Source organism: Thioalkalivibrio sp. ALJ21, assembly GCF_000378605.1.
Taxonomy (GTDB): Bacteria; Pseudomonadota; Gammaproteobacteria; order Ectothiorhodospirales; family Ectothiorhodospiraceae; genus Thioalkalivibrio.
Genome location: NZ_KB905158.1, coordinates 264317 through 289720 on the forward strand (window position 1 = coordinate 264317; position 25404 = coordinate 289720).

Here is a 25404-nt window from a genome sequence, read left to right on the forward strand (position 1 = left end):
CGTTGTTGATATGATATTGAAAACGCAAACGAAGGAGCCTGCCAATATGAAATACGCGATCGAAACCGTGCGACCCTACCATGTTGGCGTAACCCATTTTCGAGATGATCAAGCCCTGGATGATCCTATTCAGGAGTCCGATATCGGAAAGCTCATTTTTTCGGATGGACCCACCTTCACGCTGGAGTCGGACGAAGATCGCAGCATTCGGCTCGCTCACGCGGCCACCGAGCGCATGGAGAGGTTAAGCGAGGAGATTCGCGCGATCGCAGAGGCGATGCCCCATCGGGGCGATACGTGCGAGGAGAGCCAGCGCATGTGCCTCCTCTGGGCTGCTCTTGATCTTGAGCGCGTGATCAATGGCCTTTCGATGGATGACTTCAGTCCTGCGCCGGATTCGGCAGATGGATGGACGCCGTACAAGCTGGCCGGAGTCCTGGAGGCGGGCGGACATGAGTGACCCCAAGAGGACCTCTCGTCACGATCGGGCGCGCGCGCTCCTGAACCATGTGGCCGAGGCCGGCGCCTCGGAAGAGGGCGATGCGGCCCTGAGATCCCTCCTCGAATACATTCGCGAAATGGAAGCCGTGGAAGACGAGCTTACAGTCGCGTACATGGCCGGGCAGGGCGCCGGGCGCGCGGGCCTCGAGGCTGAGAATGCGCGGCTCAAGCAGTTTATTGGTGAGCTCCCGGGAAAGCTTCAAGAAGCCGAGCTGAGAGCCCAGCTTGGCCCTGGGGAGGATACGCCGCTGGCGAAGGTCGAATTGACTCACATGTGGGACTCCGGCGAGTGTGCGGAGTGGATCCAGGAGCAAGCGGAGGCGCTCCTGGGGGGCGGCGAAAAACCGGAGGACCGGCATGATTGACGCCACCCCTGCGCGCGTCAGCCATCTGATTCGCTTCCAGGTCATCGTTCCCGTCGAGCGCATTACCGAAGAGTCCTTGCTATCGCTAATCGGATCGGAAGGCATCTGCCCTGAGACTGAAGGTACGATTGAGCGCGTAATGGATGCACTCCCACGGCACGCGCACGCGGAAGATAGCCGCCTTCTCCTGGGCCCTTTGGCTGCAGCAGGGGTTGATGTGCTCGGCTTTGATCGCGGGAAGAGGGTGCGCATCCCCAAGGGTGTCGCAGTCCGCACAACCGGCCCTGTCGCCCAAACGACCGAGACCCGGCGTGCCCAGATCATTACTGTGCACAACGCGTTTGCCGGACACTTTATGCATGACCACTTGCGCGAGGCCGTCGTGCAATGGGCGGGCTCTGGCGGCTACTGGAAGCAGGCGGCTCTGAACGACATTCTGGTGAACGGCGGGGGCCCCGTCTGATGGCAGGCATGGGCTCCCACCAATCAACGGTCGCGCAAAAGGACGAGTGGTTGACGCCACCCAAGATTCTTCACGCACTGGGGCCATTTGATCTGGACCCCTGCGCCCCGGTGAATCGCCCCTGGCCCACGGCCAATGAGCACCTCACCGTGCTCGACAACGGGTTGACCCAACCGTGGCGTGGGCGTGTGTGGCTGAACCCCCCGTACGGCGACCAGACCGGGCACTGGCTGGAACGCCTGGTACGCCACGGGGACGGCGTGGCCCTGATCTTTGCGCGCACCGAGACGGCGATGTTCTTCGAACATGTCTGGGCGCGGGCCGATGCACTACTGTTTCTTCGCTCCCGGCTGCATTTCCATCACGTTTCCGGAGAGCGATCTGAGCACAACTCAGGGGCGCCCTCGGTGCTAATCGCCTATGGCGAAATTAACGTGCGATCGTTGAAAACCTGCGGCCTTAAAGGGCACCTCGTGCCCCTGAACGGTGAGCGCTCGTATTCCGAGTCACGCGCGCCAATCCGCGCCCCCGAGCTCAGCGATCTCCCTCTTTTCCGCGCAGCGACTCCAGTTCAGCGCGCCCCAAATTCGGAGGACGAATTGTGAGTAACGAAAAGCCTACTGCGGCTGATATTTCGGCTTACCGGGAAGAACACGGGGTCGGTTTGATGGAGGCGAAACGCATCCTGTGCGGTGAGCCCACCAGCCTGGACGAAGCCAATGCGTTGATCGGCGCAATGCGTTCAGCCCTGGAGGAGTACGAGGCCTGTTTTATGCTCGAGGCATCCGGTGAGGCTGCCGACTGGGACAGCGCCCGCTCACGAGGCCGGCGCGCACTGAACGCCGGTCCCGGTGGGGTTGGTCCCGCCCAAGCACGCACTGAGTCAACGGCCACGATGGCGGGCCAAAGCGCAGACCAGGAAACCCAAACCCAGAAGAGAGGCCCCACTCCATGAGCGAAAGCCAGCACGGCACCCAGAGCCTACCGTCCCACATTAGGCCGCTGGTGGAGTCATTGATCGCGCACGCCCGAGAGATCTCGGAATCCGGCAAGGAGCTGATGACGATCGCCGTCGTCGGGAGGCTGGACCCGAATGAGGTTCGGCTTCTTTCGGTCGACCAAAGCGACCCTGATCGCCGTGACCGATCCCTGGCTGAAATCCGAGCGACCGCGGCGACACTTGATGCGGATTTCGTCCTCCTGATCTCCGAAAGCTGGACCCTGGAGGGTAAGCACGCGGAGCGCGCCCAGGAAATCATCGAGGAGTACGGATCCATCGGGAACTCCCCGTACAAGAAGGAGGTGGCCACATTCTCCCTGGAAACCCACGATGGCAACTGGTTGGGCGTCGCACCACTGGTTCCAAAGGGGTACTCCAAGCGGAAGAAGACCTTCCGTGACCCAAAATTCACGTACGCGCCCCCGGCCAAGGGAGGGAAAACCGAGCTTGTGGGCGCCCTCACGGGTCTGCTGCCGCCACGCAACCCCTCGGCCGACGGCCCTGATGGCCCGAAGGTTCACTAGACAAGAGGGCGCAGCGTTTGGACCTGAGGAGCAAGAGCACCCCGTTTTTGGGGGTCACCAAGAGTGAGCGCGGCTATTCGGTCGCAGGCTGGGACTCGCCCGCACAAAAAATGATCACTCACTGGATCAAGGGGGACGGTCCCGACCTTCTTCGCGAGGCACTGCGGATGCGTAATCGGATCTACGGCATGCACGCGTTCCGCTCGAAGGCGATGATCATTGAACAACCGGAGATGGATGATGCGTATGCGCGCACGAACACCGGATACGCCAGAATCTCGGAAATCGAGCACCGTGGCCGCCTGCTATTTCGCGTGAAGCACCTGGATGTAGGGACCGGACGACGCATGGCCGCAGCGTTTTCGTACGAGACCCAAAAACGGCCGATCTCTCGCGAGGCCGCTCTTCGTGAAGCGCTGGCATTTCGCCAGGCCAATGCCGACCGGATTGCACCGATCATTCGCGAGTACAACGCACGCACCCAGGAACGGTTCGAAGCCCTGGCCGAGCTGGAGGCCATTGACCTGCATCCTCGCCTACACACCCTTAAGGGGTTCGATATCGAACGCTGGATGTCAGCTCGTGAAGCCGTCGAGGCGCTGGGGGCAGGGGAGCCCGCGAATCCCGCAATGGATCGCCCGCATCGCCGAATGCGCCCCCGGTAGCGCAGCCCCGCTAGATGGCTTATTGATTTCGTATTACCTTTGTCCTACACTGATCCTGTCAGTTGCAGGAAGCAGCCACAACAAGGAAGACAGCGAGGATCATTGAAGATGAATACGGAAAGGGACCGCAGCGGAGCGAATCGAGCCATCCTGAAGTTTACGGTGGGCTATGTGCTCATGACGCCTTTACTCGCGGTCGTCCTTGTGTGGTGGTCTGGCCTCCCCCCGGAAGTGAATGCCCTCGCGTTGGCCTTTACCAGCCACCTGTTCACGATGTTGATCGGGGTCTCAGGTCTCCTCTTTGGTGTCGTGCTGATGGCCGGGGCTATCCGTGACTTTGGCCGCTGGATGCAAGGGACACTGCCGCCGAGCCCGCCTGGAGGCTGATATGGAGCTGAATGAGGTCCTTCATAGTCTGTGCGCCCATGATCCGCGCCACCCGATGTTCTATGAGCTCCACGGGGAGCTGGATCCGGATCAAACCCCTGCGGCGCGGAGTGATTGCAGTTGTGACAACTGTTTTTATGGGCGTGACCGCCTTGCTCTGGAGATCCTCCGGCTGCGCGCTGAATCCGGAAACGGAGCGGGGTGACAAGGAGGGCGGGGGCTAGTCTCGTCAGTCCTCTTCCTCGTCGCGCCATTCTGGATGGCTTGATTCCACCAGCTGCGACCAGGTATCCGGAGGATTGCCTCGGTCGAGCATCTTCTTGAACTGGGCATAGGGGTCGGACTTGCTCCCTGCGGAGCGAAGGGTCTGCTCATCGTTGACCCAGGCAAATACGATGGTCTTCGACTTGGAGTCGTAGCGGAAGAACAGACGGAATCGCCGGCCGATCTTGGCACGGCGCCAATGGCGATAGGCGGACCCCAATGTGCCCCCCTGGCGATACTCGTCCCGGCCGGGGTCACTCGGGATGACCTCGATGATCAGGCGGCTGATCGCCCGGTACAATTTGACGTTGGCGTTGCGCTCAAAGCCTTTCGGGTCGTTACGCTGGGCGCGCTCGGCCGCTTCGCGCAGGGTCTTGAGCTGCCCCGCGATACAGTCGTGGAACAGCAGCACCCACCCATGGCTACAGGTCAAAGCGCGACCTCACCCTCGATCTCTTCGTCCTCGGCGCCCCGGTGGCCCGCGTTGGCGAGCATTGCCTCGGCAAGCTCCTCCGGTAGGGGGCCCAGGTTCCGCCCATTGCGGATATCGGCCTCAATAAGCCCCAGGAAAGCCCCGATGGCCGGATCCTCGTGATCCCCACCAACTCGAGACACGACGACTTCGCCATCACGCAGGTCGAAGGCGACCTTCCCCTGGGTGGTTACGCCGAGCACCTGCCGGATCGTCTTGGGCAAGGTGATTTGGCCCTTGGAAGTAAGGGTCGCTTCCTCATGTATGCTGGGCATCGCGGGCCTCCCGATCGATTGCAATGACTACAGAAGAACGGTAAGGCGAATTCCTTACCCTGTCAATCCAGATCATGTGCAGCGCGCGATTCGCCGTGCTAGGCCCGCCACGATTGAGCATGATGGAGACCCGGAATGTGCGGACGATTCGATCGAACGACTCCCGTGCGCGATGTCGCCCACTCCGTGTTCCAGCTGAGCCTGGAGGCAACGCCGTTCGACACCCCGAACCGCAACACCACACCGGGCGCCCCCATTCCAGCATTTGCGCACGACGAGTTCAGCTATGCGCACCTACGCGGACCGACCTGGGGGTTTCAGCCGCACTGGGCCAAGAACGGCCCGAAGCCGATAAACGCACGCGCTGAGACCGTCGCCACCTCGCCTTACTTCCGTCGCGCATTCGCCCAACGCCGCTGCATTATCCCGGCGGATGCTTGGTACGAATGGCAGGAGACCCCCGCGGGAAAGCAGCTCTACCGCATCGCCGCAACCGACGAGGCGTCCGAAGACACTCTGGACCGGGTTCTGCTGCTGGCGGGCATATGGGAGGCGGCCGAGCCGGGACGCGAGATCGATGATCCGACGGCCCCAGCCACATGCGCCATCATCACGGAGCCTGCAGCCCCCCATCTGAGTGCGATCCACGACCGGCAACCGCTGGTACTCGACCAATCATGCATCTGGGCCTGGCTGAGCCGGGCGTATCAGACGCGCGAGGAGGTCAGGGGGATCACCAAGCGTCTCGATCCCGGGCAGCTGGTGGCGACCGCGATTGACCGGATACCCTCATCTGCCCCCTGAGGCAGGGCCTCGATCCTCGGCCGGCTTCAGCAACAGGTCCCGTCAGGCCCCCAGCCACTCGTCAAAGGTCATGGGTTCCACCCCCATCTCTTCAACGGACGAACGATAGATCTCGTATTCGTCGTCGAGCGATCCGCGCATCCGTGTGTTCGTCTCCGGAAGACTTCCGCCGACAATCTCATCATGTGCTTCATGGGGCCGATTTTCTTCGCTCATGTCACGCCTTTCTTGTGTGCTTTTCAGCACTCTACCAGCCCATATTAAGTCGATCTAGTATTGATTACGTATTGCGTTTATGGAATAATACACGTAGTCGAATCACACAGAGATCAAAGCCATGCCAGAGACCCCTCGTACGTTTTATCGCAAGCACATCGAAGCGACCTTTTACTCCGAATCCCCCGCGGGCCTGGGCCTGAGCCTGGCTGAGCTCTCGCGTGAGGCCATGACCGGGGATCTGGTGGCGCATGTCCGCCATGACGGCGACATCGAAACGATCTCCGCCCTCGAAGCCGCGGCGGGTCTCGAGCGGTCGGGTTCCGAGCCGACTTTTTTCGGGGAGGATATGCCCAAGCCTGCCGACATCAAGGATTCCGAAACCATCAGGGCTCTGGCGGAAGCCGTTGCCGATACCGATATCGGCACCGAGGCCTTCACGGAGACCCTGGCAAACCTGCAGGCCGCGATTGGCGTGGTCTCCGGTGATGCGGCCGGCCACTTCTTTTCCGGCCTCGATACCCGATGGGGCCCCATGACCCGCGACCACCGATTCGAAACCGTGCGCCAGTACGTCGCCTTCGAGGTAGCGCTCGCCGAGGAGTCTGTCACCGCCGAAACGGCCGGCTTCCTCGATGAGGCCCCGGACTTTCCGGTCGCGCATTGGCGGCGATCCGTGAGTGATGGCGAGACCCGTCTGGGGTATTGGGATTGGGTGCGCGATGAGCGCGCGTGCGCATAGGGTTCCCGACGGCAACCCAGATTCCAGAACAATCGCTTGTGATACTTTTTTCAGGCGCCGCTCGCGAGCGCTACAGGAGCAAGACCGTGACCGACAACAGCAACAACGACCCCGAGTGGGACTCCCCGCCATCTGGTTTCGTGGGCGTGGCGTATCGGGTGGTTCGGCGAAAAGAAGGCAAGGCCGTATTCAGCTCGCGCTTCAGCGTGAGCCCGAAACCTCGGTCTTCTGCTGAACAGGCGAAATCGGACTGCCTTCGTTACTTTCGCTCCCAGGAGGGCCCCGCCGCCGATGGCCTGCAGTTCGAGATCGTCCATCTGCAAGCGACAGACAGTTTGTTCAATGGCGTCACCTACTATATGGGTTCGCCTTCGCCGAACGGCGGTCGAATGAGCTGGGGCCGGTGTGTCCTGGATCAGCGCTCGCCCCCGGCGCCCTGAAACCGAGAGATATCCGGTGATGCCGGCAAGGCAACGGGTTTTCGAGGGCGCCAGAAAGGTGTTCGACGCCGGGCTCGACGCTTGATCGCCCAGCTGCTGTCCCGCCTTCTCCGCGGCATTGCGCGAGCGGTCTCCGGTGTCGCGATCTGGCTGGTTTCGGTCGTGCTCGGCCTCGCGCTCGCGGCCGCTGTTGTGTACGACCTCAGCGGGGGATGGCGGGGTGCTCCAGAAGACCTGGCGGTGCGCTCGCTAGAGGTAGGGGGCGTCATCCTCGAGGTGGAAATCGCGCAAGACGAACGGGCCCGGCGCGCTGGCCTCATGTTTCGTGAGCATCTCCCGGCGAATCACGGGATGTTGTTCATCTGGGATGAGTCGGATTGGCGCTCAATGTGGATGCGCAACACCTATATTCCGCTCGATGTCGCCTTCATTGATGACAACGGGGTCATCGTCAATATCGAGACGATGGAGCCCGAGACGCGGCGGCAGCACCGATCGGTCGAGCCGGTCCCTTATGCCCTCGAGGCCAATGCGGGATGGTTCTCGGCGCAGGGCGTCGAGGCTGGGGATCGTGTACCTGCGCTCTCACGATAGCCCGATTTTTTGCCCCGCCCAGAGCGCTCCCACTACGAGACGACCAAGGCTGTAGTTGTGGATCCAGATACCCCATACCTTGCGGCAATTGATCATGTCCTCGATGGGGGCGTGATCCATGTCCGCGCCGAGCGGAGGCTCGGGGGCAGCTTCTGCGCGCACGACATGGGCCTCGTGACCGGCAGCGGCGAAACGCAGGCGGCCGACCGCATCCCACTCGGCAAGCCAGGCGATCGCGGCTTGGGGCGGATGCTCGTGGACTTTTGCATGAGCGAGGTTAACTGGGCCCCCGCGAAGGGAAAGATCAGCGGTCATCTCGTGGGTCCGCACTCGATCTGGATTGGGAGGGAGCCCGCGGAGCAGGGGGGCGAATGGTTCCTGGAGATGGCCGGCTGTGTCGAACAGGACCACGACTCTCCGCGCGCTGTGTCGATCGGGGGCCTCTACGATCCATCCCTCCTGGAGGTCTTTCCCAGGGCGTTCCTGGCAGACCTGCAGGCGGCAATGGATGAGGAAATCGATCGCGCACACAAAGAAGGGAGGGCGATCGCCTTTATCCGCTTCGATATGGACGGGGCTTTCTTCATGAATCCGGAGGCGGGCCTAGGTGGAGCGCTGCGTCCTGCCCGGATGTGCTGGGATGGGAAGTGCTGCGACCTCACGGAGTTTCTGGCGGATTGGCTGAGAACCAGGATCAACCCCGATAGCCGCATTGCCGAGGCCGTTCGGGCAAACGTCTCGTTTCATACGCAGGACAGAGACCTCCCTGGCCGCGATCATCCTCAGGTCGAAATCACCGTACGGACGCCGTCCGTCTTCCGGGATGACAACATCGGCGCCCGGTGTACGCGCTTCGACATCCTCGGGCTCGAGCAGCGAGGCGAGGCGGTACCGCCTTTTCTTGTGCGGGCTGATCTGCGTGCGCGCCAACGTGTCCTTGAAGAGACAGCGGCCCGATCCTCTGCCTCAGCCCCGCTCCGCAAACGGGCGCGAATGTAGGGCATGTCGCGCGTTACCGGAACCGTCCGAATTCGCTAAAATATATCGTTCCTGCATAGAACATTTGTCAGCTCGAGACCTCGCGCTGCAGCAACACACACGGACGAACACGAAAGGGAAGTCCTCATGAAGCTACGCACTCTATCGATCAGCACCGCAATTGCCACTGGCGCCCTGTTCCTTTCTGGTTGCGCCTCCAGCCCAAGCCCGAGCCTTGAGGATCGCCAGTCAGCTGCAGAAGAGGCCGGCTTCCGCATCATCGACACTCACCACTTCAGGACCACCCGGTGCGAGGCAATCATGGAGGACGGGGATAGCATCATTGTCTCGAGGAGCGAGGTTCATCCCGTCGGCTCCCAGCGAAGGGATCGCGTGGAAAGGGTCCGAAAGACGTATGAATTCACGGTCTACCACATCGAAAGCCGGCTCTACACCAGTGGGCGACTCAACCAAACCGAACACCGAGGCCGCCAACCCTGGCCCCCGGAATCCGAGCACACCGCCTGCCTGGATGCGCCCTTTACCAACGAGGTGAGTGGGTCGCGGCTCACCGTCAATACCCTGTTCCTGGATGAGCCCGCAGAAATCCTGGCAAATGTCAGCGAAGCCCCCGAAGCCGCCGCTGATGCCGCAAGGAGGCTGAGTTTTGGGCGGGCGTCTCATCCCGTCTTCTGGGGCAGGACGGCGCGAGGATCCGAGAACACCGCGGGGGTGGCCGTTGGGCGCCACCCCAACCATCAAAGCATCCATGTCCGCTCGGCCACCGACGTTCCGGACGCACTCCAGCATCTATCGGGCGATGCAACGTTCCAGAGGCGCATGGCGCGAGCGATCGAGGAGCAAGAGAACCGGGTCAGCGCAGTCGAGACAGCGCGCGCCGACCAGCAGCGCCGGATCAACCAGGATCGCCAGACCTGGAATCGCCGATCTCAGTTCGACTTGAGCCGGGGCGACACCATCTGCACGTATGACTCGAATTTCTTCGGTAACGTAGAGAGCATTGAGGGCGATCGCGTTCAAATGTACGTCGTTGGCCGGGCCGCATCGTCCCGTGATGGCTTCTTCTTCCGCGGGGGCGTGGGGCGCTTCCAGCATGTTGAGGTCAACGCCCCGCGCTGGTTCGACCGCGATCAGGTTGCGCCCTGCCGCGCCAATCCCGACTAACCCATTCGATCCAGCTCCGGTCGAAACGCCCCGCTGAAGAGAAGGGCCCCAGACCGGACAACACCTCAACCCCGGAGCCCTGTGGTTCTGGGGTTTTTTGTTGTATGTTGTATTGTTTTCGTATTACGTTTCGCTATACAATATCGGTATCACTTAAGACTCGAGGCAACCCATGGAACAGGCAGTGATCCTCCCGGAAGGGGTGAAGCACCCGAAGCATTGCACGACAGAGGAGCTTGCCGAGGTCTGCGGGCTTCTGAATGCTTCCTATCGGGCAGGGAGCCCGCTGGTAGATGATCACACCTACGATCACCTCTTTGTTGCAGCCCTCAAGGAAAGAGAGCCTGATCACCCGTTCCTGCGGACGGTGGAGCCCGATGCCTTCGAGGGCGATACCGTCAAGCACGATATTCCGATGCTCTCGACCGACAAGGCCTACACGGAGGACGAGCTTCGCCGTTTCCTTGGGCGGGTCGAGGTCGCCGCCGAGGCGCTGGGTATCCGCCCGGAAACCCTGACGTTCCGGATGACCCCGAAGCTGGATGGCATTGCCGGAATGCAGCGCCCGGATGGCCGCCTGGTCACACGCGGCAATGGTTTTGCCGGAGCCGACATCTCCCACGCCTTCGAGCGTGGTCTGCGCACACCGGATGGCTCGATGGAGCCGGGCCCGGGCGAGCTGGTGCTGGAGGAGATGTTCTTTCAGGACGAGATTCGGGTGGCCTTCGGCATGCCGCATCCGCGCAATTTCGTCGCGGGGTTTGTCGGGGCCGATACGGTCAAGCCGCATCACCAGAAGGCGGCGGATGCTCAAGCCATCATCTTCTTCCCCTATCGCCAGCTTCCCGTGTGGCAGGCGTCGGCCGCCGTCGTGATGGCAAGCTGGCAGGAACGCATGGAGGCGCTGCGTCAGGCCGTGCCGTACCGCACGGACGGGGTTGTGCTGGAGGTAACGGACGAGGCAGTGAAAGCCCACATGGGCTCCACATCCCACCATCATCGATGGCAAGTCGCGCTCAAGACCAAGGGCGAGGTCGCTCATGTCCGTGTGCGCGACATTCGCATCCAGACCGGGCGCACTGGGCGCATTACCCCGGTGCTTGAGTTCGATCCCGTGCTTCTGACCGGGGCGCGCATCTCGAACGTGACCGCCCACACTGCGGCTAATCTGGCCCAGCAGGGGCTCGGGGTCGGGGCCGAAATCGAGATCAGTCGCGCGGGCGACGTGATCCCGAAGCTGGAGCGGGTGCTGGAACCGGCGTCTGAACCGATGACCGTGACCCATTGCCCGTCCTGCGGACACGAGGCTGAGGTCGAGGGCGAGTACGCGGTATGCCCGAATACCGTGGGTTGCCTGGCCCAGGCCGAAGCGCGACTGCGCCACTTCTTCCACATTATGGGCAATGCCGATTTGTTTGGACCGAAAACCGTCGGGGCGCTGGTCGAAAACGGCTATACCGACCTGCGCGGGCTCTTTGATCTGGAGGAGGGCGCGTTCCTGGCGATGGGCTTTGGCCCGGGGCAGTCGGCGAACCTCGTGCGCGAACTGGATCGCTGCCGTCGCGAAGCCGTGCCGGACTGGCGCTTCCTGGCCGCGCTGGGCCTGCGCCACCTCGGTCGCGGGGATTCGCGCAAGCTGCTGGCGGTCTACCCGCTGGAGCAGGTGACGGGTCTCACCGCCGAGGCCATTGCCGCGGTCGATGGTTTTGGGCCGATCACCTCCCGCGCGATCGCCGAACAGCTTCAGGAGCAGCGCGAGAGTATCGAGATCATGATCCGCCTGGGCTTCAATCTGGAGCGCACGCCACTGGCGGCCGAGGCCACTGAGAACGCTGACGCCCCGCTGGCGGGCGAGTCGGTGGTGTTCACTGGCACCCTGACCCTCGGGAGCCGGGGCGAGCTGGAGGAGCAGGCGCGCGGACTGGGCGCGACGATCCAGTCCAGTGTGAACTCCAAGACGACGATCCTGGTGTGCGGTGAAAAGGCGGGCTCGAAGCGCAAGAAGGCCGAGGCCATCAACGAAAAAGCGGGCAAAGAACAGGTGCGGATTCTGGATGAATCGGCCTGGGCCGCCTCGCTGGAAGGAGGCGATTGAACATGGCGATGCGCAACGATAAGAACGAAATCCAGTTCGACCTGCGAGCGGAGCCCGTTCGGCAGGAATCCATTGACCTGGTGGCTGCATCTCTCCAGGTCAGCGTCAACGCGCTGGAAAAGCGTTTTACCCTCGATATGTGGCTCATGGGGGCTCTTCTGGCGGGTGCCGTTATTGCGCTTCCATTTTTCGTTGTGCGGTTCTTCCACCAGGTCGCGTCCGGAGAATTCGAGACAACCGTTTTGTCCGTGCTTTTTTGGGGGGGGCGATCGTGGTGGCATATGGGGTCTTCATCCCCCTGGCCGGTTCCCGGCGGACCAAGCTGCTGAAGCACCTGGAGAACGCCAAACACAAACGGCGACAACTTGAACCGATGCGCCCCGAGTATGTGCAGGAGGCTCTCGAGATCGCCTCGAGCCATCCCGAGATCGAGGCCTACCGCAACGCGGTTGCTCGTCAGGGTCGAACCCTGACTGCCGGCGAGGTCGCGGCGATCCGGACGTGGGCGCGCGATCTAGAGGTCAAAAGGCAGCGCGAGGAGCGAGACGATGCAATGCGTCGGTTACACGCCCCGAATGCCACTTGACCCGTGCCCGACCAGGTCCGCATCTTCGATAAGGCGGCCTGGGTGGAGCGCGCCAACCCAAACTTTACGGCCGCCAATCGCGGCACATGCTCTTGCCGAGCAGAAACCATACGAAAAGGAGCTCGACATGAGTGAAATCGACAAGGCCACCAACCCCGACCTGACCACTCAGCCGCCGATCAATCTCGCGATCGACTTTGCGCGGGTGGAGCTAATCAATAAGCAGGTATCCCTGCACTGGAAGCACGCTTTGGCCGCCTTTATCCCGGTTGCGTTTTTTGTAGCCTTTTGGGTGGGTGGAACGTGGCTCACCGGGCAGATCAGCCGCGCCGATACGACCCTGGCACCCTGGATTCCGATGCTCATTGGTATTGCGATGGCGCTTCCAGCGGTATTCCTTTCTGGTGTTGTGCTCAGTGTGCTGCGCGACAAGACCACACCCCTCCTGGCGACCCTCGCTTCATTTGTCGGAGCCATTGTTCTGTCCGCATTCCTTCTCCAGGGCGCATCCTCCGGTCTGGTCTTGTTCTCGATCTATGGGGCGCTCATTGGCTTGCTTCTGGGTCTTTTCTGGGGCGGCTTTCAGTGGAAACGCTTTACCGGAATCGACATGAAGCGCCTGAGTGATCGCCTGGGTGGCCTTGAACGGATCTCGGACCCGCATGCAGCGGAGGCCGCGGAACTTTGCAAGGAGGATCCCGTCATTGGCGCCTACCAGCGCAAGGTCGCGGAACAAGGTCGATCTCTCACGGAAGCTGAGTACGCAGCAATGCGAAACTGGCCCGAAACGAAAAAGCGCATCACGAAACAGAAGGAAGAGCAGGACGCCCAATAGCCCCTGTCGCGGCCGATTGCTTCGTGACACTCATATAAATCGGTCGCCAGTCCGCCCGAATTATTGATTTCGCATTACTACGATGCTAGTCTGTTGTGGTCACTTTTCAGGAGCCCATTTCATGTCAGATTCGGTACGAATGAGTGGCGCGGAGTTCCGAGCGTTCTACTCAGACCCGGACTACTGGCCGGATGGGGTTTGGCATGATGACGAGGTCATCCTTCTCGACGGGGGAGAGCCCCTGAATCTGGATGATCTGGAGGCCCTGGGGGCGAACACCGCTGTGGAGATCCAGTACGGCGACGTCCGCCGCGACACAGAGGGGGAAGTCATTGCCCCCGTGATCGCCTCTCTGCCCGAGTACGCTCGGATGTGGCGGAAGCGGGCCCAGGGTGAAACCCGTGTCATCCTTCAGGTGGCGGTTTCCGAAAAGAACCGTGAGGCGGTCGAGGAGGCCGTGGCGAAGGCGGGTGGTTCGGTTCTGTAATCCTGTCCTCTCTATAAGCGGCCCAAGACCTCGGGCTGCGGACGCCCGGCCGAAGCCGGAAAGGAGCAACCTTATGAACAGCCGCGATCTTCATCGCATCGCCACCGACCCTCAGGCGTACCTGCGTTTTCGCACCACGGGGGAGACCCCTCGGCGGCACCGGGCGCAGTCCCCGCTGATTGACCTGCTGCGCCAAATCCCGCCGTATGTCCGTGCACGGATGCGGGGGGTGCAACTGGATCCTTCTCTGGGATATCGCTCTGCTGCACGGTTCCATACCGCAGAACAGCTTCTTCGCTGGCTCGCGCCGGAGGAGGAGATGTACGAGGGCGATTTCTGGCCCGGCGAAAGCCATCGCGACCGGCGTTTTCGGGGTCCACTCACGCTGGAGGATCTGCGTCCGTTCGTGTCGGACTGGCCGGAATGGCTGGATTCGACCGAGGCCACGCGGATCGTTCGCTAGCCAGACTCGGGCAACGAAAGGAGGGCGGCGCGGGCAGACATGGATCAGAGCCTCGCGTGTAACACCGAAATCTAGCGATCTTTCAGTACCGCGGGCTCACAGGTATTCGCCCCAGAGACAGAGGAGGGGAGTACCTATGTCGCGATCACCTTGGACGAACTCGATTCAGCCCTAGCGAGCGGGGTCATCGAGGACGCTTTTACCCTCTCCGCACTCGCGCTTGCCCGATCCCAGGGCATCCTCAATGCCGGCGTCCCGATTGACGAGGGTCGCCAGCCCGTAGAGCGGACGCCACGCCGCGGTTCCTCAGATCTTGGCGCGCACCCTGGTTACGATCGCCTGACCCGCGATCCCTTCCGGAACCGCCTGACTCAATTGCCGCGCGCGCAGGCGCGCGCACCAGGCATCAAGGTTGATGTCACCCGGGGGCACCGTGGCCGCAGCCGCAGCCGCAGCCGCAGCGGCGACATCCAACGAATAGGGGTGGTTGCGCACCGGCTCGATCATCGGGCACTCCCGCCGCCGCCCAGCGACGCTCATCTCGATCCGGGTCGAGAGGTTCTGCCCATTGAATAACTCACCGCCTTTCCCTTGGGCCTCCAGCTCACGAAGCTTCGAGGTTGGAACCCCCAGTGTGGCCTTGACGGTGTAGGGTTCCCCGGGCTCGTTCGGGTATCGGGGCCGATATCCGTTGGTGGTCAACCTCGCCCGATCGACCCCGGTGGGGTTTGCATACGTCAGCTGGTGACCAACCTCCAGACGTTGAAGCGCTTGTTGCAGGATCCGCATAGCAGCAATCGGCTTCGCGAATCCGGAAACGCTCTCCGGGATCTCGAGCATCACAACGCCATTGCGCTCAATCCCTCCATGCTCCTTGAGCCAGGCCCCGTTTGTCAGGATCTCGTCCACTGATCGCGCGCCCGTTTCCACGACCCCATCCAGCACAGGGCGCACAAGGAGCTCAAACGGCTCTTTGGCCACCTCGAGCCGCGCACGGAAAGGCGGCTGCACGATCAAGGACTCCTCGTTCTGCGGCATCTTGTAACTCCTCCTGGATCAGAATAGCCGGTAACACTGGCCCGGGCGCACTTCGGCATTCGCAGCCTCCAGGGCCCCCTCGTGCAGCATCTCTTTCTGGATGCGCTTGATGCCCGCGTCGCCTCTCCTGAGTGCGCACTCGATATTCATCATCGTGTGCCCACTACCAAGACGATGGCACTGCTCGACGACCTGGAGCGGGAGATACCGGTCCCGGACAACATGCCCCTCCAGGGCCTCCCGGAAGACCTCCATCTCCCGAATGGACTCGTTACTCCGAAGGTCGATGTAGAAGTCGCCGGGGATAGGCCTCTGGGCATCGAGCGCCTCCCCGATCGTCTTGCGGAAGTTGCGCACATGGCTCTGAAAGCGCGCCGCCTCCGGCGCCCGATCGCGGCCGAATGCCTCCGTATATCTCGCCACCAGATCGTACGAGGAAGAGGCGAACTCAACCGCACCGCCGGCCTTTTCCACCACCATGAATTTCTCAGTCACCCCGAACACCTGAACGTCGCCTGCCAGGCTGGCATCCAGATCCGCCTCCGGGACCGCGGAAAGTGCCTCCTTGAACAGGACACCCCCAGGGTTATAGCGATGCATGGTTACTTGATCACCGAGCGACCCTGCCTGAAACGCCTCCCAGGTCCGGTCATCTTTGTTTTGCTCCTCAAAACTGGGGCGCCGCACCGCATATGGGAAAACTCGGAAGGAATACTGGGCTCTTTCATTTACGGCCGCGACCACACCGGCATATTGCCCCAGCGGCAGACTGATCTCTTCGCCAAGGATGAGCGACTCCGCCAACTCCCCAAGGCCGCTTGAGCGCAATTCATCCAGGATCTGATGGTTCTCGTTGATTGGACCGTCGCCCCAGCGATCCTCACGCAGAGCCCTGGACTCCAGGGATGCCTCGTATTCAGGAAGGATGCGACCTGGGTCATTCAGCGCCTTCAGCCCACGCCGAACATACGTTTCCGGGTTCACCATTCCGGATGGCCCCTGTAGCATGCCTCCAGCGCAAGAGCTCGCAATATCGAACAGTCGCTGACAGACTTGCCGGGCCGTTCCGAAGGCGATCACGCTTTCACTCGCCTCGCTCTTCGGCGATTTCTTGTCTCTGGATGTTTCGCAAAGGGCGAAGTAGGGGGTGCCATTGACCTCCAGGTAGCCCGCCCTGATGTCGTGGTAGACCGTAGCACCCATGAAACTTGCGCCCCGCTGAAATTTGACCGAACAGTATCACATACGGAATAATGATCAAACCTTAGATCGGGGCCGCTGCACGAGTCTCAAGCTGAAGACCTCACCCCCCCTGGCCTCGGCGCTCTCGTTCCAACATGGCAGAGCACGCTGACGGGGCCTGACCGCCAACCCCAGGGCCACATCGCGCCCGGATCGGGAAATGTTCACCGGGGCCTTCCTGGCTCCTGCAATTCATGCAAAAGCGAGCTCATCCATGTCCGACGAGACCTCCTACCTTGTTTCGCTCTTCTTCTACTACGTTGTCTACTTCTTCGTTTTCGGCTTCATGAGCCGCTTCGAATGGTTTCTCAACCTCATGAGAAGCTCAGCCAACAAGGGGTCATCGTGGCCCATCCTCCTGGGTGCCACTGTCGTCTTTGTGCCGCTTGCCGTCCCGGTCGCTGGAAGCCTCGGGGCTCTTCCGATCGGGGAGCTCGACTATGACTCTCCCCCCCTGATGCTTGCGGGCCTGGGGATGGTCTTTGTGTTCCCGCTTCTCTGGATCGCATCCGTCATCTATTCCGCGATCCGGGCGAACGTGCGCGGAGAATCCGGCCCCATCCAGCTGACCTCACCCGCGGTCTGCCGAGGGAAGCGGGATCTCGAGTCCGTCATGCTGTGCGTCTCGAAAAAGCTCGAGAAACTCCTGTCCGAGTGGTACGGCGCCGAAGGGAAGGGGCTGCACGAGAAAATGACCTCGGTTGAGGGCGAGCTCGACCCGCAGGATGTGAAGGCCATCCGCTATATCGCCTCCGTCCGGAACCAGGTCACTCATGACGAGGATTTCGATGCGAGGGGTGTCGACCGGAATGACATCCTGGAAACGGCCGCTAGCGTCACACACCGGCTCGCGAAGCAAAAAGGGGTCAATGTCGGGGTCGGGATTCTGGATCGGCTGGATCAAACCCCGGGTTTGCGCGTATTCGCCTCACCGCTCGCGTTTGCTGGCGGTCTTCTTGCCGGGTTTGGGTGGGTTAGCGCCTTGTTCTCCGTTTTTGCGGTATCCGCGACGATCTTGATGTTCGTGCTGGTATGACACCGACATGGTGAGGGGCGCATAACCGCGCCTCTCACCGGGGCAGGCTGATACATCGCTACCCGCCCCAGGTGGTCCTGCAGTCATCCTCGGCGGGCGCCTTTCAGGGGTTGCTTGCTCTTCTGCTTGTTCTTCTGTTGGTTCTTTTTCCCCGCCTTTGGTCGAGTGACCTGGTCCTCCTGGGACAGATCAATGTGAGCAATCTTCCGGTTCTGCTTGGCCATCTTCCGGACCCTCATGCCGTAGTGAATCTGCCTGGATCACGCGGCGCCATGTAACCCCCGCGCGATGACGAGTGTAGCCCGAGGTTCACGTACTCGTTGTCCTGCCCCGGGGTTTCGGCATTTTCGCCACGCAATACCGGAGCCGATAGTTTCATAAGACATATCGTGTATGATTTGTGCTGTCCGCTCCTGCATCTTAATAACCGAAAGATCCAGGCCAGATCCGACCTATAGGATTACGTAAAAGGTATCGTATATGAATGATGGCGCCATTCCCTTTCGTCGCGCACTGACGCTCGCCTTGCTTGCCGCTTTCGGCACCGCCACACAAGGGGCGCTGGCAGACTCGGGCTGGAGTATTGAGAGCCCCGAGCATCTTGATACCCCTGACCGCATCGAATCGGCCGATCCCCGCGGCGATCTGACGGCCTTGATCGAGCAGCTGCGCAAGAATGGCGACGTTCAGGTTTATGCGCGCGTTGACGCAGACTCCCGAACCATCGAGATCCGGGAGGCCGAGATTAAGGCGGAAGGCGTTCTCGCCCCTTATGTCCGCGACTCCCTGGAGTCCACTCAGCGTCATCTCCCTCTGACGGATCTAGCCGCCGAGGCACGCGGCGGTCGGCCCGCGATCTCCTACGGCCAGGTCAAGGATGGGACGCTTCCCGTCACTGCAGAGGTCAACGAGGCTGATCGGACCGTTCTGGCGGCCATGGTCTCGTCCTACGGCGGCCGGAATACCGGCGAAAACATCATCTCCGGGCTCTTCCGGACGGGCGCCGGAGGTTGGATCTTCTCGGGCGGATACTCCCACGGCGTTGAGGCAATCAGCCCCAGTGATTCGAAAGGCGGGCGCTACGACGCACTCCAGCTGAGTGCCATGCGTCCCGCCCCGGTCGGCGTCTTCTCCTTGCGTGGGGCATACGCCGACTCCAAGCAGGGGGGCGATTTCGCCGATTTCGACCTGAACGGGACCACCTATAGGGCATCGATTGGTTGGTCCTACCCGGTCGAGGGCCTCAAGCCGTACGTGAACCTCAATCACTACTACCAGGAAAGCAACATCGGGATCGTTGCTCTCGAGGGTGACCAAAAATCCACCGCGGTCGAGATCGGGGTGGAGACCGACCACAAGATGGACTGGGGAAGGGCCGCCCCTCTGTCGATGACGCTCGATGCGTCGCTTGAGCGGGGCCTTTCGGCCAGCAATTCCGGATTTGGCCTTGGCCGGGAGCTGGATTCCAATTGGACCCGCCTGGCAGTAGACGCCAATGCATCGCAACCCCTGGGCTCAATGCTCCTGTCCATGTCCGCTGGACTCCAGTCAAACTCGGGGATGCTCCCCAATCAGCGCGACTTTGTGATCGGCGGACAGCACCGGGGCTCTGGCTACCGAGCCGGCATCGCAAGCGTAAGCGAGGGTCACTACGCAGGTTTGCGGCTATTCACTCCTGCGGTCGATTTTGAGAACGGCCGGATCCGCCCCTTTGTTGGCTACAACATGGGCAGCGGAAAACCCATGATCGGCGACCGCCGCACGGTCGAAAGCGTCGAGATCGGCACCGTCATGCGCTTCGGGGACCACTTCTCCGGAGAGGTTGGGTATGCCCGCGTCACGAATGACCGGAACGTCATCACCGACGACTCTGATGGCCGCCTGAATTTCAACCTGGTGGCGCGCTTCTGATAGCCCCCGATCGACGACCAATAAAGGACGAGCATGAACCACATTTTCAAGAGCATCTACAACGCGGGATTGGGCGCTTGGGTTGCAGTCTCCGAGCTCGATGGACGCCGAGGACGTCAGGCTTCTGGGGTATCCGGACAATCGCCTGAGATCACCGAAGCGCAGCGTGACTCTTCAGGATCGATGATTCGACGAATGGCGGCCCTGTCCGCCGGGGTTGCCTTGGGCCTGTGTGCTGCCTCGGCTTCGGCCGGGCTCCCGAGCGGCGGGGTTTTCATCCATGGTTCGGATGGCACCATCACCGAGATCGATTCGAACACGCTGGAGATCCTGGCGGACCAGCTGGGCGATACGGCGCTCGGCAATGCCGACGGCGTAACGATCGACTGGACGGGCGGGTTCAACATCGGCTCGGGCAATGAGGTCATCTTCAGTGACCAGGGGGCCGCGGGCACTCCCGGTATCTGGGTCAATATCGACCAGACAGGAGTCCTGTCCCAGATTGATGGCGCGATCACCAATCTGACTGGCGCCGCCGTGGCCCTCATCAACCCGAATGGCATGCACATTGGGGGATCGGCGGTATTGCCATCCAACTTCATCGGACTGGCAGCCGAACACGATATCGATGGCGACATCCTCAGTGCTGATTTGACCGATGCTCCCATTACGGTCGATGCCGGTGTCACCATTGAAGGGCTCGACGGCCTGGACTCCGTGACCGATCACGTCGAAGTGGCGGTGAATGCTACGGACGCACAGGTCGACCTCGTGGACGCAGAGACCGATGCGCCGACCCTCCCATTTATGACCGGGCAAACCGGCCAGAGTGACGCAGCGTGGGACGCCCCCGAAGTGGTCGTGGATCTCGAAAATCGCGACTCTCTTGTCGGCAACTCGAATGTCTATCTCAAGCTGCCGGACGTAGAAGGCGGATTTGACGGCGATCTGAACGAGCAGCAGCTGACGATCCGATCGGATAGCGCTAACGTTCTGCGCACTCATGTGCTGACGCCACAGGATGCGAACCTCAACCTGCGCTATGAGACGGATGGCAGTGACGGCTTCAAGGTCGTCGCGCCATACGAAACCGGAGGGCGCCTGCGCGGCTCGGTATTCGTCGATGCTCCGAACTTCAACCGAACTGCCGGCCGCTCGCTCCAGATCGCAGGCTTCTACGACATCGTGGACGCCGACATCGAGACCACTGACGGTCGCATGTACATCCTCTCCCACCTGACGGGCCCCCAGGGCAATCTTTGGCGCGACACGATTGGGTACGGTGATTCATTCCCAGGGATCCGCATCCAGGATGCGCGCATCGTCGCAGAGGGGAATGACTCTCGTGTCTCGATATTCCAGAACCTCGAGAGCGAGAACGTTGACCCCGGGTACGAGGTTGCGCTCGAAAACGTTGAGATCTCCACCAACGCGGACGGCCGCAACCTGATCATGAATTCAGCGGGGGGCGTCCATATCGACCGCCTCACCTATCGCTCGGATCATACCGGCGGCGGCAATCTCGCCATCTTCTCTGAGGACTGGCGCAGCAATTCGCGCGGGCATTCTCTTCTGATCGAAAACAGTGACATTCAGACCCCGGATCTCCAGGCGCACAGCTACACCGATCTCGGCGCCGAGCATGGCCTTACGGTCCGCAACACCGATATTGATGCGGACATCGTGGGCTTCCAGAGCTACTCCAACATGGTTGGCACTCCGGGCGATGACCCGACCGATGCCCGCGGGATTCTTGTCGAAGACGTGAATATGTCCACGATGAGCCTGTATGCGTTCGTCATGGACCATGGTGACCTGATTGTTCGTGACTCCAACTTCGACTTCATTGGTGACAGTAGCGGGTGGACCACCCATGCCGACCTGATGTTCGACGGGTGGGGCAACGATGGCCTGGTGAAGCTCGAACGCGTCAACATCATGGATTCGTCCGTGGAGATCTTCGGGGATACGGCATACAGCGGGGCTGGCTCCAGGAGCAGCGCGATCGAGCTTCGCGATGTCGTGATTGGCGTCACCGACGAAAGCGTCATGGATGAAGGCTGGGAAGGGCACTCCCTGATCGTGGAGAACAGCGGCTACGACAACCGAATTCTCCTGGAGAACGTCCACTACTACGGTGCCGATTACGTCATGCTGTACGGCGGCGAAGTCGAGGTGCGCGACTCGGAAATTCTCGGTGGATTCATCGATATATTCACAGAAGACCATGCTCAATATGCCGATGGCAGCATGCGGATCACCGATAGTGACCTCACCTCACTGGAAGACTGGTGGTTGGGCGCCTTTGGCGGCGACATGATCATCGAGGGGAGCCGTTTCGAGGCAGGCACTGACCTGAACTGGGCTCCGATGATGGAGGTCGGCCCCGGTGTCGTCGGCTCGGGAAATGTCATGCGCATCATCGACAGTGAGATCATCAGCACTGTCGGACTTGACCTCATCGCAGATGCCGACGGCTCTTCGTCGAACTACTCGATCGGCATCATGGATTCGCAGATTGACGCAGGGGACTACCTGGACGTTCTGGCTTACAGCGGCTCCGTGGCCATTCTGAGGTCCAACCTCGAGGCCGATGAGTCAATGCTGATCAGCGCTGACGGGGGAACCAGTGGCGATGTCGTGATTCAAGGCTCCCGTCTCGCCCTGAGTGGGATGGATGGCTCAATGACGATCGAGGCCTCCCGGGACCATGGAGGGGACATCGTTTACCGAGATGCCTCATCCATCGAAACCAATGGCGGAACCTTGGAGTTTGACGGCGGCGGACGCACCTATCTGGGCGTGAACCCTGACAGCGACCTCGAGGGGGATCTCACCAACGACCAGACCTGGACTGCGGATGCGAACCACACCGAAACCACCATCAACGGGGTGGCGGTGGCCGACATGGGTGACGATGACATGGTCCGGTTCAACACCGATTACAACCCAGAGGGCGTGGACGGGACGCTGTTCGATCCGTCCGAAGGCGGCACGGTAATCCTTGCAGCAGGCGAGAACGATGAGCCAGGCGAGGAGGGTCGGACCCTGCGGACTATTTGGGCCTCCGGGGAGGTGGCTCCGGAACCTGAGCCTGAGCCCAATCCTGAGCCGGAACCTGAGCCTGAGCCGGAAACGGACATCGATGATCCCGCGGTAACGGAAGGGTTCGTGATCAATGCCGAAATCACGCGAGACCGCGGCTTTGAGGAGCCCGTGAGCCACAGCGATCGCACGCTCTGGACACACTCCCACGATGCCTCGAGCGATGCCTCGATCACCACATCAACCAGTGATGCGGAACCGGAAGGCAATATTGACCTTCAAGATGAAGAGCGCGAGGACGAAACGATCTCCAATTAGACCCGGTCACGCTCCACACACGACCCCACCCATCGGAGCCGCACGTTCCGTGCCTCCACATTCCCCTCGCCCTGGACTCTCCAGACGAGGGTTTTTTGTTGGAGGGGTTAGGGCGGGAAGGACTACGAATGAGGACGCCAATCACACTGAGCGCGCGCACTGATGCCCCCTGATTGCGATCGCTCTCACCCAATCGAGGACCGCCTGCGTTCACTGCCCCCGGCCGCAATCATCGCCTGGATGTTCCGGTCGCATTTCGAAGGACTCATCCAACCCTGGGTCCAGATGCTGGATGGTTGCGAGCAACCAGGGTCCCGGAACCTGGTCGACCTCGATTTCCATTCCCGTCACGGCTGCCCCCGGTATTCGAACGGGATCTTGGCGTGCTGACGGCGCAGCTGCTACCCGGTGTTCAGGACCCAAGGATCGTGGCAGTGCAGCTGGAATTCCAGGGGAAGGGGGACACCCCCTATACGCGCAAATACGAGCTTCAGGGGCTCCTGCGCATGCTCCCGATCCCAATGGACTACGCGATCCCAAAAGAGCTCCCAGTCGACTTCTGCAGGGTACGGGAACACCACCCCAATCGCCCGCCCAAGAACGAGCCGCCTGTCTCGATGCTGCTCGACGAAGTGCTGTACGAGAAGCCTTTTACCTCCGACGATGTTTTGTCCTCCATCCGCTCGAGCCTTCGGCCAGATGGCCTGATCGACTGGAGCCTGGTGCACGACCGTCTCGGCGGCCCAGGTCGGATCGAAGACTCACAAGCGGGGGACAGCGGCCTTGCCCGGCAACCCGAGCGAACATTGGACGCCCTGTCGCGTGCGCAAACCGACCAAGCCTCCCTAGCCACAAAGAACACCCACGCTCGAGCCGAGACGCTGCAGCACATCATCCAGGTGGGTCTCTCGCTCACGATGACCCAGGCAATGAAGGAGGGGGTGCAGGAGAGCGAATCGGGCCCTGTCGCACTCGCTCCCGACTGTAGTCGACCGAGCCTTAGATCGGCAGCCGCCGTTCGAGCACCGCAGCACGCAAAAATCCACTCGTGTTCGCCGCCCCCTCCGTTTTCGTAACAAGCATCCTTTATGCTAATGGACTCCACGGCTGTTCCATCAACCTACGAAAGAGCACACACATGAAAAGAACACCTCTTGCGGCACTATTGGTCAGTGGATTTCTTCTGAGCGGATGCATGGCGACACCAGGCGCCGGCGGCGCCGGGGCGGGTTCCGTGGCGGGCACAATCGGCGCCATCGCCAACCGCGGAAACTCCGAACGCCAATTCGAGCGCGCACAGCGTGAAGCGGAAGCGGCCGCACTTGCACCCACCGAGCAGGAGATCGAGGTTGCAACAATTCCGGCAACCGTCGGTGACGACCCTCAGGCACAGGCAGCCCATGAAGCCATCGCGATGGGGATCGATTCGATGAGCGGGTCAGATGCAGCCCGCAGTGGCGCCGCTATCGGTCAGCGCGGTCCTTCTGCGGCGATGGCGGGGAACCTCGGTGCCGCCGCATCGGGCGCAAGCATCGGCATGGCGGCCGGGTTGGCGGGCGCTGGCACAGGGGCCGCATTCAGGGCCATGGCGCGAGACTCTTCGGTTACCTTCGAGGATGTGCAAGCGATGAATATCGACATCCAGCGCAGTGAGGAGTACGTCCACACCAATGGACTCACCTGCGTTGATTTCACGGTTGATGCATCGAGCCTTCCGGAAGGGCAGGCGGATCAGTTTCAGGAAACCACGGCATGCAAGACTGCTGATGGCGACTGGGAGCCCATCTAGCCCCCAGTCGAAGCCAATGCGACGAAAAGAGCGGGGCGGTCAACGCCCCGTTTTTTATGGGTCTAGCGTCCAGTGTTTGCCCAGGTTCCCCACAAACGCATCGTAATCCCCGGCGACCTCGTGCCCGGCTTCTTCCAGGACCTCACGACAGCCGGCATTGTTGGCTCCGTAGCGACGCACTACGAAGTGATGGCCGAATTCGCCACCGTCCGCGCCCTCAGGAAGAGGGATCCCCGGAATCCCCTGGCCCAAGACTTCACCCCCTCCGATCCCAATCCCTCGGTAATCCCTGCGCACACCCGCGATCGGCGCATGCAGGTGATCGTTCGACACAGATGGATCCCCCATGCAGATCTTTCCTGCAACGCTGCCTACATCGCCTTCGAGATCAATCACGCCGATGTTTCCGTACCAGCCCACACCCACTTCGCACTGGTAGAAGATCACATCCTCAAGGGTATTCCCTGCGCTGTCGGTCGCCTGCGTATTCAGGCATAGGCCACCAGCGGAGGCGTCGATACGGAATTTCTCGTTACCGCTCGGAGCGTTGCCACCACCGCCGCCACCGCCGCCTTGGTTGCCACCACCGCCACCGCCGCCGCCTTGGTTGCCACCACCACCGCCGCCGCCTTGGTTGCCACCACCACCGCCGCCGCCTTGGTTGCCACCACCACCGCCGCCGCC

Annotated in this window: 30 protein-coding genes and 1 pseudogene; 25 read left to right on the forward strand and 6 right to left on the reverse strand. The window is 61.5% G+C overall.

Annotation, left to right across the window (positions count from 1 at the left end):
• Positions 1-46 precede the first annotated feature (46 nt).
• The 8 genes from F579_RS0114345 to F579_RS0114380 all read left to right on the forward strand — a co-directional run bounded on the left by F579_RS0114345 (position 47) and on the right by F579_RS0114380 (position 3905).
• Positions 47-460: a hypothetical protein gene (locus tag F579_RS0114345; protein ID WP_019025423.1), complete on the forward strand. Its 414-nt coding sequence runs from the start codon at positions 47-49 to the stop codon at positions 458-460.
• Positions 453-866, forward strand: a complete 414-nt coding sequence (locus tag F579_RS0114350) for a hypothetical protein (protein ID WP_019025424.1) — start codon at positions 453-455, stop codon at positions 864-866. Before F579_RS0114345 ends, F579_RS0114350 begins: the two co-directional genes overlap by 8 nt.
• On the forward strand, positions 859-1329 hold the full coding sequence (locus F579_RS0114355; RefSeq protein ID WP_019025425.1) for a hypothetical protein: 471 nt from the start codon (positions 859-861) through the stop codon (positions 1327-1329). The genes F579_RS0114350 and F579_RS0114355 overlap by 8 nt, the downstream gene beginning before the upstream one ends.
• Positions 1329-1934: a DNA N-6-adenine-methyltransferase gene (locus F579_RS0114360; protein WP_019025426.1), complete on the forward strand. Its 606-nt coding sequence runs from the start codon at positions 1329-1331 to the stop codon at positions 1932-1934. The genes F579_RS0114355 and F579_RS0114360 overlap by 1 nt, the downstream gene beginning before the upstream one ends.
• Complete coding sequence (locus F579_RS0114365; RefSeq protein ID WP_019025639.1) at positions 1931-2284, forward strand: hypothetical protein; 354 nt, start codon at positions 1931-1933, stop codon at positions 2282-2284. The genes F579_RS0114360 and F579_RS0114365 overlap by 4 nt, the downstream gene beginning before the upstream one ends.
• Positions 2281-2853, forward strand: coding sequence for a hypothetical protein (locus tag F579_RS0114370; RefSeq protein ID WP_019025428.1), 573 nt, complete (start codon positions 2281-2283; stop codon positions 2851-2853). The genes F579_RS0114365 and F579_RS0114370 overlap by 4 nt, the downstream gene beginning before the upstream one ends.
• Positions 2854-2870: 17 nt before the next feature.
• A complete protein-coding gene (locus F579_RS0114375) occupies positions 2871-3518 on the forward strand; it encodes a hypothetical protein (RefSeq protein WP_231365817.1) in 648 nt (215 codons plus the stop codon).
• Between the two features lie 108 nt (positions 3519-3626).
• The gene (locus tag F579_RS0114380) at positions 3627-3905 is read left to right on the forward strand and encodes a hypothetical protein (RefSeq protein ID WP_019025430.1); all 279 of its coding nucleotides are present in this window, start codon (positions 3627-3629) and stop codon (positions 3903-3905) included.
• Positions 3906-4134: 229 nt separating this feature from the next.
• On the opposite strand, the gene F579_RS0114385 is transcribed toward F579_RS0114380, so the two are convergent.
• Positions 4135-4602: a type II toxin-antitoxin system YhaV family toxin gene (locus F579_RS0114385; RefSeq protein ID WP_038029974.1), complete on the reverse strand. Its 468-nt coding sequence runs from the start codon at positions 4600-4602 to the stop codon at positions 4135-4137.
• Entirely contained in the window at positions 4599-4916 is a 318-nt protein-coding gene (locus tag F579_RS0114390; protein ID WP_019025433.1) for a type II toxin-antitoxin system PrlF family antitoxin, read from the reverse strand. The genes F579_RS0114385 and F579_RS0114390 overlap by 4 nt, the downstream gene beginning before the upstream one ends.
• Before the next feature lie 135 nt (positions 4917-5051).
• Here F579_RS0114390 and F579_RS0114395 point away from each other — a divergent pair, with 135 nt between their 5' ends.
• The gene (locus tag F579_RS0114395; RefSeq protein WP_081616938.1) at positions 5052-5720 is read left to right on the forward strand and encodes an SOS response-associated peptidase; all 669 of its coding nucleotides are present in this window, start codon (positions 5052-5054) and stop codon (positions 5718-5720) included.
• 42 nt (positions 5721-5762) lie between these two features.
• On the opposite strand, the gene F579_RS15380 is transcribed toward F579_RS0114395, so the two are convergent.
• Positions 5763-5936: a hypothetical protein gene (locus tag F579_RS15380; protein ID WP_155984990.1), complete on the reverse strand. Its 174-nt coding sequence runs from the start codon at positions 5934-5936 to the stop codon at positions 5763-5765.
• A 229-nt stretch (positions 5937-6165) separates the two neighbouring features.
• Between F579_RS15380 and F579_RS0114405 the strand changes: the two genes are divergently transcribed.
• The 11 genes from F579_RS0114405 (at position 6166) to F579_RS0114455 (ending at position 14341) form a co-directional block, all read left to right on the forward strand.
• A complete protein-coding gene (locus F579_RS0114405) occupies positions 6166-6678 on the forward strand; it encodes a hypothetical protein (protein ID WP_231365818.1) in 513 nt (170 codons plus the stop codon).
• A gap of 86 nt (positions 6679-6764) precedes the next feature.
• Positions 6765-7118 (forward strand): hypothetical protein, encoded by a 354-nt coding sequence (locus F579_RS0114410; RefSeq protein WP_019025437.1) that lies wholly within the window; start codon positions 6765-6767, stop codon positions 7116-7118.
• 81 nt (positions 7119-7199) lie between these two features.
• Positions 7200-7712, forward strand: a complete 513-nt coding sequence (locus tag F579_RS0114415) for a DUF192 domain-containing protein (RefSeq protein WP_019025438.1) — start codon at positions 7200-7202, stop codon at positions 7710-7712.
• Positions 7713-7769: 57 nt separating this feature from the next.
• A complete protein-coding gene (locus F579_RS0114420) occupies positions 7770-8711 on the forward strand; it encodes a hypothetical protein (protein ID WP_231365819.1) in 942 nt (313 codons plus the stop codon).
• Positions 8712-8837: 126 nt separating this feature from the next.
• A complete protein-coding gene (locus tag F579_RS0114425) occupies positions 8838-9875 on the forward strand; it encodes a hypothetical protein (protein WP_019025440.1) in 1038 nt (345 codons plus the stop codon).
• A gap of 172 nt (positions 9876-10047) precedes the next feature.
• Positions 10048-11970, forward strand: a complete 1923-nt coding sequence (locus tag F579_RS0114430) for a BRCT domain-containing protein (RefSeq protein WP_019025441.1) — start codon at positions 10048-10050, stop codon at positions 11968-11970.
• A 2-nt stretch (positions 11971-11972) separates the two neighbouring features.
• Positions 11973-12299: a hypothetical protein gene (locus tag F579_RS0114435; protein WP_019025442.1), complete on the forward strand. Its 327-nt coding sequence runs from the start codon at positions 11973-11975 to the stop codon at positions 12297-12299.
• Positions 12300-12343: 44 nt separating this feature from the next.
• On the forward strand, positions 12344-12556 hold the full coding sequence (locus F579_RS15385; RefSeq protein WP_019025443.1) for a hypothetical protein: 213 nt from the start codon (positions 12344-12346) through the stop codon (positions 12554-12556).
• Between the two features lie 127 nt (positions 12557-12683).
• Complete coding sequence (locus F579_RS0114445; protein WP_019025444.1) at positions 12684-13391, forward strand: hypothetical protein; 708 nt, start codon at positions 12684-12686, stop codon at positions 13389-13391.
• Between the two features lie 121 nt (positions 13392-13512).
• A complete protein-coding gene (locus tag F579_RS0114450; protein WP_231365820.1) occupies positions 13513-13878 on the forward strand; it encodes a hypothetical protein in 366 nt (121 codons plus the stop codon).
• 73 nt (positions 13879-13951) lie between these two features.
• Positions 13952-14341: a hypothetical protein gene (locus F579_RS0114455; protein WP_019025446.1), complete on the forward strand. Its 390-nt coding sequence runs from the start codon at positions 13952-13954 to the stop codon at positions 14339-14341.
• A 306-nt stretch (positions 14342-14647) separates the two neighbouring features.
• Here the strand turns inward: F579_RS0114455 and F579_RS0114460 are convergent, their stop codons facing one another.
• Positions 14648-15379 carry a hypothetical protein gene (locus F579_RS0114460; protein WP_019025447.1) on the reverse strand — a complete coding sequence of 244 codons (732 nt, stop codon included), beginning with the start codon at positions 15377-15379 and terminating at the stop codon, positions 14648-14650.
• Between the two features lie 18 nt (positions 15380-15397).
• Positions 15398-16582: a hypothetical protein gene (locus F579_RS0114465; protein ID WP_019025448.1), complete on the reverse strand. Its 1185-nt coding sequence runs from the start codon at positions 16580-16582 to the stop codon at positions 15398-15400.
• Between the two features lie 253 nt (positions 16583-16835).
• Between F579_RS0114465 and F579_RS14730 the strand changes: the two genes are divergently transcribed.
• The 5 genes from F579_RS14730 (at position 16836) to F579_RS0114495 (ending at position 24720) form a co-directional block, all read left to right on the forward strand.
• Positions 16836-17657 (forward strand): hypothetical protein, encoded by an 822-nt coding sequence (locus F579_RS14730; RefSeq protein ID WP_231365821.1) that lies wholly within the window; start codon positions 16836-16838, stop codon positions 17655-17657.
• A 480-nt stretch (positions 17658-18137) separates the two neighbouring features.
• Positions 18138-19568: a ShlB/FhaC/HecB family hemolysin secretion/activation protein gene (locus F579_RS0114480; RefSeq protein ID WP_019025451.1), complete on the forward strand. Its 1431-nt coding sequence runs from the start codon at positions 18138-18140 to the stop codon at positions 19566-19568.
• Positions 19569-19601: 33 nt separating this feature from the next.
• Positions 19602-22931 (forward strand): ESPR-type extended signal peptide-containing protein, encoded by a 3330-nt coding sequence (locus F579_RS0114485; RefSeq protein WP_081616939.1) that lies wholly within the window; start codon positions 19602-19604, stop codon positions 22929-22931.
• Positions 22932-23365: 434 nt separating this feature from the next.
• Positions 23366-24007, forward strand: coding sequence for a hypothetical protein (locus tag F579_RS0114490; RefSeq protein ID WP_231365822.1), 642 nt, complete (start codon positions 23366-23368; stop codon positions 24005-24007).
• 62 nt (positions 24008-24069) lie between these two features.
• Positions 24070-24720: a hypothetical protein gene (locus tag F579_RS0114495; RefSeq protein ID WP_155984991.1), complete on the forward strand. Its 651-nt coding sequence runs from the start codon at positions 24070-24072 to the stop codon at positions 24718-24720.
• A 54-nt stretch (positions 24721-24774) separates the two neighbouring features.
• On the opposite strand, the pseudogene F579_RS15390 reads toward F579_RS0114495, so the two are convergent.
• Positions 24775-25404 (reverse strand): annotated as a pseudogene (locus tag F579_RS15390) (hypothetical protein); the annotation flags it as partial.

Coding starts and splice junctions, on each gene's coding strand:
- F579_RS0114425 (WP_019025440.1), top strand. CDS start 8,838: ATGAAGCTACGCACTCTATCGATCAGCACCGCAATTGCCACTGGCGCC.
- F579_RS0114360 (WP_019025426.1), top strand. CDS start 1,329: ATGGCAGGCATGGGCTCCCACCAATCAACGGTCGCGCAAAAGGACGAG.
- F579_RS0114480 (WP_019025451.1), top strand. CDS start 18,138: ATGAATGATGGCGCCATTCCCTTTCGTCGCGCACTGACGCTCGCCTTG.
- F579_RS0114485 (WP_081616939.1), top strand. CDS start 19,602: ATGAACCACATTTTCAAGAGCATCTACAACGCGGGATTGGGCGCTTGG.
- F579_RS0114495 (WP_155984991.1), top strand. CDS start 24,070: ATGAAAAGAACACCTCTTGCGGCACTATTGGTCAGTGGATTTCTTCTG.
- F579_RS0114455 (WP_019025446.1), top strand. CDS start 13,952: ATGAACAGCCGCGATCTTCATCGCATCGCCACCGACCCTCAGGCGTAC.
- F579_RS0114345 (WP_019025423.1), top strand. CDS start 47: ATGAAATACGCGATCGAAACCGTGCGACCCTACCATGTTGGCGTAACC.
- F579_RS0114355 (WP_019025425.1), top strand. CDS start 859: ATGATTGACGCCACCCCTGCGCGCGTCAGCCATCTGATTCGCTTCCAG.
- F579_RS0114405 (WP_231365818.1), top strand. CDS start 6,166: ATGACCGGGGATCTGGTGGCGCATGTCCGCCATGACGGCGACATCGAA.
- F579_RS0114395 (WP_081616938.1), top strand. CDS start 5,052: ATGTGCGGACGATTCGATCGAACGACTCCCGTGCGCGATGTCGCCCAC.
- F579_RS0114370 (WP_019025428.1), top strand. CDS start 2,281: ATGAGCGAAAGCCAGCACGGCACCCAGAGCCTACCGTCCCACATTAGG.
- F579_RS0114435 (WP_019025442.1), top strand. CDS start 11,973: ATGGCGATGCGCAACGATAAGAACGAAATCCAGTTCGACCTGCGAGCG.
- F579_RS0114445 (WP_019025444.1), top strand. CDS start 12,684: ATGAGTGAAATCGACAAGGCCACCAACCCCGACCTGACCACTCAGCCG.
- F579_RS15385 (WP_019025443.1), top strand. CDS start 12,344: ATGCGCCCCGAGTATGTGCAGGAGGCTCTCGAGATCGCCTCGAGCCAT.
- F579_RS0114465 (WP_019025448.1), bottom strand. CDS start 16,582: ATGGGTGCTACGGTCTACCACGACATCAGGGCGGGCTACCTGGAGGTC.
- F579_RS0114390 (WP_019025433.1), bottom strand. CDS start 4,916: ATGCCCAGCATACATGAGGAAGCGACCCTTACTTCCAAGGGCCAAATC.
- F579_RS0114430 (WP_019025441.1), top strand. CDS start 10,048: ATGGAACAGGCAGTGATCCTCCCGGAAGGGGTGAAGCACCCGAAGCAT.
- F579_RS0114460 (WP_019025447.1), bottom strand. CDS start 15,379: ATGCCGCAGAACGAGGAGTCCTTGATCGTGCAGCCGCCTTTCCGTGCG.
- F579_RS0114380 (WP_019025430.1), top strand. CDS start 3,627: ATGAATACGGAAAGGGACCGCAGCGGAGCGAATCGAGCCATCCTGAAG.
- F579_RS0114450 (WP_231365820.1), top strand. CDS start 13,513: ATGTCAGATTCGGTACGAATGAGTGGCGCGGAGTTCCGAGCGTTCTAC.
- F579_RS0114350 (WP_019025424.1), top strand. CDS start 453: ATGAGTGACCCCAAGAGGACCTCTCGTCACGATCGGGCGCGCGCGCTC.
- F579_RS15380 (WP_155984990.1), bottom strand. CDS start 5,936: ATGAGCGAAGAAAATCGGCCCCATGAAGCACATGATGAGATTGTCGGC.
- F579_RS14730 (WP_231365821.1), top strand. CDS start 16,836: ATGTCCGACGAGACCTCCTACCTTGTTTCGCTCTTCTTCTACTACGTT.